The sequence below is a fragment of the Kitasatospora sp. MY 5-36 genome, from assembly GCF_001182915.1.
Classification (GTDB): Bacteria; Actinomycetota; Actinomycetes; order Streptomycetales; family Streptomycetaceae; genus Kitasatospora.
Genome location: NZ_LFVW01000653.1, coordinates 1 through 6,359 on the forward strand (window position 1 = coordinate 1; position 6,359 = coordinate 6,359).

A 6,359-nucleotide genomic window follows, 5' to 3' on the forward strand; every position below is an offset into this window, starting at 1 on the left:
CCCGCCATGCCGACCGCCCCCGCCGCCACCGCAACCCCCGCCCCCGCCGCGCGCCCGCACCCCGCGCGCCTCGGCCTGGGCACGGCGGCCGTCGGCCGGCCCGGCTACATCAACCTCGGGCGCGACACCGACCTGCCCGCCGACCGCACCGTCGACGCCCTGCGCGCCCGCACCCACACCCTGCTCGACGCCGCGTACGCCGCCGGCGTCCGCTACCTCGACACCGCCCGCTCCTACGGCCGCGCCGAGGAGTTCCTCGGCCAGTGGCTCGCCGAACACCCCCGGGCCGCCGCCGAGGTGACGGTCGGCAGCAAGTGGGGCTACACCTACACCGCCGACTGGCGGACCAGCGGAGTCGCCGCACACGAGGTCAAGGAGCACTCGACGGCCGTCTACGACCGCCAGATCCACGAGACCCGCGCCCTGCTCGGCGACCACCTGGACGTCTACCTCGTCCACTCCGTCACCCCCGACAGCCCCGCCCTCACCGACCCCGCCCTGCACCGGCGCCTCGCCGCCCTCGCCGCCGACGGCGTGCGGGTCGGCCTGTCCACCAGCGGCCCCGCCCAGGCCGACACCATCCGCCGGGCCCTCGCCGTCACCGCCGACGGCCGCCCGCTGTTCACCGCCGTCCAGGCCACCTGGAACCTGCTGGAGACCTCCGCCGCCCCCGCCCTCGCCGAGGCCCACGCGGCCGGCTGGCTCGTCGTCGTCAAGGAGGCCATGGCCAACGGCCGCCTGGCCGGCCGCAATGCCACCGGCCCCGACACCGCCGCCCTGCGCACCCTCGCACAGCACACCGGCGCGACCGCCGACGCCCTCGCCCTGGCCGCGGCCGCCGCCCAGCCCTGGGCCGACACCGTCCTCTCCGGCGCTGCCACCCCCGACCAGCTCACCTCCAACCTCGCCGCCACCCACCTGCGCCCCACCCCCGAGGACCTCGCCGCCCTCGCGCCCATGGCCGAGCCCGCCGAGGCCTACTGGCGCACGCGGGCCGCACTGCCCTGGTCCTGACGGGGCGCCCGCCGCCGGGCGCTGTCGGTGCCCGCCCCTACGGTGGGCCGCATGATCGAGCACCCGGACCTCGCCGCCGCCCTCGCCGCCCTGCCCGTCGACCTGCCGCCCGGCCGACTGGTCACCGAGGAGGACGGGCGGGAGCCGCTGCTGTGGATCAGCGACGACCCCGTGCCCGCCGGGCTGTGGCGGCAGCTGCACCGCGCCCACCCGCAGACCGGCCTGTGGCCGCTGCTGCTCAGCCCGCTGGACCGCACCGACGACGACTACCGGCCCTGGCTGTCCGGCGAGCTGTACCCGGCCGAGGCCTCCGAGCCCTCCCGCTACGACCCGCAGGCGCTGCTGCGCGGCTGGTGGAGGCAGGTCGACGAGGACGAGGACGGGGACGCGAGCGAGGACGTGAGCGAGGACGCCGGGATCCTGGACGAGGCCCTGGCCCCCTACGGCCGCGTCTGGCCCGGCCCCGCCCCCGCCGCCACCGTGCCCGACGGCGCCGCCGGCACCGAGGCCCGGGAACTGGCCGAGGTGCTGGGCTCCGTCAAGGACGTCCGCCTCGGCCTGGTGCGGGCCGGCAGCGGCGCCGAGGCGCTGACGGTCTGCGGCTGGGGCGGCCCGGCGAACCACGCCGACACCGGCAGGATCGCCGCCGTGCTCGCCGACTGGGAACGCCGCTTCGGCGCCCAGGTGGTCGAAGTCGGCTTCGCCACCCTGGAGTTGAGCGTCCCCGTGCCGCCCGCCACGCTCGCCGAGGCGCTCCCGCTGGCCGCCGAGCACACCGCCTTCTGCCCCGACCTCGTCTTCCAGGGCACCGGCACCCTCACCGCCTACGCCGAGCAGCTGGTGGGCGCCCACCAGTGGTCCTTCTGGTGGGACTGACCTGACCCCGGGGGGTACGGGGCCGGGGGGCCGACGTCCCCGGCCCCCCGGACCCGCCCGGCGGCCGCGCGCCGCCGGTGTGGCATGCTGCGCCGGGCCGCGAACCGAGCGCGAGCACCGACCGCACCACCCCCCCCCGAGGAGCACGCCCTGAACACCGCCTGCGCCGAAGCCCTGTCCGCAGGACTGCTGGTGCTCGTCCTGGTCTGCGCCGTCGCCCGCCCCTGGGGCTGGCCGGAGGCCGTCGTCGCCGTGCCGGCCGCCGCCCTGCTGGTGGCGACCGGCGCCGTCCCGCTGGAGCACGCCATCGCCGAAGCCGCCCGCCTCGGACCGGTGATCGGCTTCCTGGCCGCCGTCCTGGTCCTGGCCAAGCTCTGCGACGACGAGGGACTGTTCCGCGCCTGCGGGGCATGGATGGCGCGCAGCGCCGCCGGACGCCCGCGCCGCCTGCTGGTCCAGGTGTTCACCGTCGCCTCGGTCGTCACCGCGGTGCTCAGCCTGGACGCCACCGTCGTCCTGCTCACCCCCGTCGTCCTCGCCACCGCCGCCCGCCTCGGCGCCCGGCCCGCACCGCACCTGTACGCCTGCGCCCACCTGTCGAACACGGCATCGCTGCTGCTGCCCGTCTCCAACCTGACCAACCTGCTCGCCTTCACCGCCAGCGGCCTGAGCTTCGGCCGCTTCGCCGCCCTCATGACGCTGCCGTGGCTGGCGGCGGTCGGCGTCGAGTACCTGGTGCTGCGCCGCTGCTTCGCCGCCGACCTGGACGCCGCCCCGGCCGAGACCCCCGAGACAGGACCGGCCCCCGCCATGCCGGTCTTCGCCCTGGCCACCGTCGGCTGCACGCTCGCCGGGTTCGTCCTCACCTCCGCGCTGGACGTCGACCCGGCCTGGGCGGCGGCCGCCGGCGCCACCGTCCTGGCCGCCCGCGCCCTGGCCCGCGGCCACGCCACCCCCGCGACGGTGGTGCGCTCGGCCGCCCTGCCGTTCCTGGCGTTCGTCCTCGCCCTGGGCATCGTGGTGCGCACGGTCGTCGACAACGGCCTGGCCGCCGGCCTCGCCCACCTCGTCCCGTCCGGCACCGCGCTGCCCGCCCTGCTCGCCACCGCCGCCCTGGCCGCCGTCCTCGCCAACGTCATCAACAACCTGCCCGCCACCCTCGCCCTGGTGCCGCTGGCCGCCCCCGTCGGGCCCGGCGCCGTCCTCGCGGTCCTGCTCGGGGTGAACATCGGCCCCAACCTCAGCTACGCCGGCTCGCTGGCCACCCTGCTGTGGCGCGGCATCGTCCGCGACCGCGGCGTACCGGTGGACCTGCGCGAGTTCACCCGCCTCGGCCTGCTCGCCGTCCCCGCCACCCTCACCGCCGCGGTCCTGGCCCTGTGGGCCTCGCTGCGCCTGATCGGGGTCTGAGCGGGGGCCTGACGGGTGCCGGGGTGCCGGGGCCGCGCCGGGCCTACGCGGGGCGCAGGACGGGATCGATCCCCGCCAGGGCTTCGTGCAGCCGGCGAGCCCCCGAGGCACCATGGTCGTCGGTGCCCATAGCAAGCCTCGCGTCACCGTGTCGTGGCGGAGCAGGAAGTCGGCGGGTCCGACTTCCTGCGTCGGGGAGTGGCCGGCGGGCCCGGGCCGGTCAGTACTCGGAGCTGGGGGCCGGTGTGAGCGGGCCGAGGTCCGGTGCGTCGCGCAACTCCACAGCCGTGCCGTGGCGTTCGAGTTCCAGGACGACCAGTTCGTTGGCGCCGGCCCGCCACAGCGGGGCGGGGGCGTAGAGGGTGCGCTGGGGGCCGGCGGCGCAGTGGCGGCCGAGCAGGAAGCCGTTGAGCCAGAGCAGTCCGCGGCCCCAGTGGGACAGGGCGATGAACGCGTCGGCGGGGGAGGGGAGTTCGGCGGTGAAGCGGTGGAAGGCGGGTTCCCCGTCGCGTACCCCGGCGTCGTCGGTGAAGCGCAGCGCGGCCAGGTCGGTCAGCGGCAGGGGGCGGATCTGCCAGTCGAAGAGCCGCTGGTGGCCGTGCGAGACGCCGCGGGTGATGCCCTTGCGGTCGTCCATCTGCGGGCCGTAGTTCACCCGGCCCAGTGCCTCGACCAGGATGTCCAGCACGACGCCGTCGGGCCCGGTGGCCAGCGGCAGGGTCGCGCCGGGGGAGTTGCGCTCCAGCGTCCCGAGCGGGCGGCCGTCCGCGAAGACCTGCGCCCGGTCGGCCAACCCGTCGATGCGCAGCGGCAGTTCGGGGCGCGGCCCGGGCACGCGGGTGCGGTAGTGGATCAGGCCGCGGTGCTGCCCGACCTGCTCCATCGGCAGCGGTGCGGCGTGCCGGCGCGGCCGCGACAGCGCGTCCAGGGCCTTCGCCAGGGGCGCCCGCCCGTGCGCGCGCTCCAGCCGCTGCGGCGCCACCCGGGGTACGGGGGCGGGCAGTTCGCCGTCCGGCAGGGGCAGGTAGCGGCCGATGACCTCGCGCAGGGCGTGGAACTTCTCGGTCAGTTCGCCGGCCTCGCCGATCGGCGCGTCGTAGTCGTAGCTGGTGACGGTCGGCTCGTAGCCGGCGTCCAGCGGGTGGGCGCCGGAGTGGTTGGCGCCGGACCACAGGCCGAAGCTGGTGCCGCCGTGCGCCATGTAGAGGCTCACGGAGGCGCCGGTGGCGAGGAGTTCGTCGAGCGAGGCGGCGGTCTCCTCGGGGTCGCGGACGTGGTGCGGCAGGCCCCACTGGTCGAACCAGCCGATCCAGAACTCCATGGCGGTCAGCGGGCCTTCGCCCTGGTGGCGGCGGAGCACCGCGAGGCGCTCGGGCGCGCGGGAGCCGAAGGTGGCGGTGGCGAGGTGGCCGGGGATGGCGCCGCCCTGCTGCATGGTGTCGTGGGCGCCGTCGGCGGTGAACAGCAGGCAGTCCACGCCGCGCCGCACCAGGCCGTCGCGCAGGTGGGCGAGGTAGGCGGCGTCGTCGCCGTAGCTGCCGTACTCGTTCTCCACCTGCACCGCCACCACCGGCCCGCCCCGGCTCGCCAGCAGCGGCAGCAGCTCGGGCGCCAGCGCGTCGAACCAGCCGTCCACCTCGGCCAGGTACGCCGGGTCCGCGCAGCGCAGCCGCAGCCCGTCCACCGCGAGCAGCCGGGCGGGCAGCCCGCCGAACTCCCACTCCGCGCAGATGTACGGGCCGGGGCGCAGGATCACGTCCAGGCCGAGGCCGCCGGCCAGCCGCACGAACCGGGCCACGTCCCGCCAGCCGGTGAAGTCCACTGTCCCGTCGGGCAGTTCGTGGAAGTTCCACGGGACGTAGGTGTCCACCGTGTTCACGCCCAGCGCCCGCACCCGCCGCAGCCGGTCCTCCCACAGGCGCGGGTGCACCCGGAAGTAGTGCACCGCCCCGGCCACCACCCGGTGCGGCACCCCGTCCCGCACGAACCCGTCCGCGTCGTACCCGAGCATGCGCACACCCCGCCTTCCCGCAGGACACCCCCGCGGGCCCCGGAGGCCCCGGAGACCCGGCACCGCCGAGCCTAGCGAGGATCTGGCCGCGCGGGCCGTCGGTGCTCAGGTGTCGTAGCAGCCGTTCCAGGGGGCGGAGAAGGCCAGGCCGTCCGGGTGGAGCTCCATCCAGACGCCGTCCTCCTCGTCCTCCTCTTCCTCGTCCACCTCCAGGACCAGGCCGAACAGGGCGCCCTCGAAGCGGACGTCGAAGGGCGCGATGGCGATGTCCTGGTAGTGCCGCCCCGGCAGGGCGTCCAGCCACTGCTCCAGCAGCCGCCGGGCCGCGGCGATCGCCTGCTGCTCGCCGTCCGCCGTCGTGCCGGTGAACTCGATGCGCGAGCCCAGGTGGCGGCCGGCCTCGTCGAAGCGGTGGAGGACGGCGTGCCAGCGCTTCTGCGGCTGCCAGTCGTCGCCGCTCCAGCCCTCGCGGAAGGCCGCGACGACGGTCGCGTAGAACTGGCCGCCCTCGCACCGCCCGATGGTGCGGGTGCGGTAGTCGGGCTGGTAGCCGATCGGGATGACCTTGGGAACGTTCACGGGCCGAACCCTAGCTCCCACCTGCGACAACGCGCGTGGGGTGGCGGCCGGCCCGGGCCGGAGCCGCGTGCGTCCGCTACCGCGGCGGCAGGCCGAGGGTGGGGAGGTGGTCGGCCATCAGGAGGGCGACGAGTTCGCGGCGGGAGCGGACGCCGGTCTTGTGGAGGATGGCGGTGACGTGCTGCTGGACGGTGGGCACGGTCAGGTGGAGCAGCGCGGCGATGTCCTTCGTACTGGCGCCGCGCACCGCGTGCAGGGCGACCTGCTGTTCGCGCGGGGACAGGCCGTGGGCGAGGATCGCCAGCGGCAGGCGCTGGACGGGGGAGGCCGGGGAGGCGACGACGGCGACGCCGCCGCGCCGGCCGTCCAGCGGGGAGGCGTGCAGGGACAGCCACTGGCCGTCGGGGGTGCACACCCGCACCTCGGCGGGGCCGCCGCGGCGGGCGGCCTGGCGGGCGACGGTGAGGAA

The 6,359-nt window shown here is 76.5% G+C and carries 6 protein-coding genes; 3 read left to right on the plus strand and 3 right to left on the minus strand.

What is annotated here, in order from left to right; all coding sequences use genetic code 11:
* The first annotated feature begins 6 nt into the window (after positions 1-6).
* The 3 genes from AE652_RS32790 (at position 7) to AE652_RS32800 (ending at position 3,300) form a co-directional block, all read left to right on the plus strand.
* Positions 7-1,014, plus strand: a complete 1,008-nt coding sequence (locus tag AE652_RS32790; protein WP_049658230.1) for an aldo/keto reductase — start codon at positions 7-9, stop codon at positions 1,012-1,014.
* A gap of 51 nt (positions 1,015-1,065) precedes the next feature.
* A complete protein-coding gene (locus tag AE652_RS32795) occupies positions 1,066-1,890 on the plus strand; it encodes a DUF4253 domain-containing protein (protein WP_049658223.1) in 825 nt (274 codons plus the stop codon).
* A gap of 150 nt (positions 1,891-2,040) precedes the next feature.
* On the plus strand, positions 2,041-3,300 hold the full coding sequence (locus tag AE652_RS32800) for an SLC13 family permease (protein WP_049658232.1): 1,260 nt from the start codon (positions 2,041-2,043) through the stop codon (positions 3,298-3,300).
* Positions 3,301-3,520: 220 nt separating this feature from the next.
* On the opposite strand, the gene AE652_RS32805 is transcribed toward AE652_RS32800, so the two are convergent.
* The 3 genes from AE652_RS32805 to AE652_RS32815 all read right to left on the minus strand — a co-directional run.
* On the minus strand, positions 3,521-5,311 hold the full coding sequence (locus AE652_RS32805; protein ID WP_049658235.1) for a beta-galactosidase family protein: 1,791 nt from the start codon (positions 5,309-5,311) through the stop codon (positions 3,521-3,523).
* Positions 5,312-5,416: 105 nt separating this feature from the next.
* Complete coding sequence (locus AE652_RS32810) at positions 5,417-5,890, minus strand: hypothetical protein (RefSeq protein WP_049658226.1); 474 nt, start codon at positions 5,888-5,890, stop codon at positions 5,417-5,419.
* Positions 5,891-5,966: 76 nt separating this feature from the next.
* The coding region (locus tag AE652_RS32815) for a response regulator transcription factor (RefSeq protein WP_049658228.1) at positions 5,967-6,359 on the minus strand (393 nt) is incomplete at its 5' end.